General features: G+C 49.0%; 1 rRNA gene. It reads left to right on the forward strand.

The annotated features are described in order from the left end of the window. Positions 1–251: ribosomal RNA gene (locus H5201_RS22865) — 23S ribosomal RNA — on the forward strand; the annotation flags it as partial.

Below are 251 nucleotides of genomic sequence, written 5' to 3' on the forward strand. Positions count from 1 at the left end.
TGTGAGGGGAGTGAAATAGAACCTGAAACCGTGTACGTACAAGCAGTAGGAGCCCACTTGTTGGGTGACTGCGTACCTTTTGTATAATGGGTCAGCGACTTATATTTTGTAGCGAGGTTAACCGAATAGGGTAGCCGTAGGGAAACCGAGTCTTAACTGGGCGATTAGTTGCAAGGTATAGACCCGAAACCCGGTGATCTAGCCATGGGCAGGTTGAAGGTTGAGTAACATCAACTGGAGGACCGAACCCA

It is taken from the genome of Pseudoalteromonas sp. SG43-6 (genome assembly GCF_014164365.1).
Classification (GTDB): Bacteria; Pseudomonadota; Gammaproteobacteria; order Enterobacterales; family Alteromonadaceae; genus Pseudoalteromonas; species Pseudoalteromonas rhizosphaerae.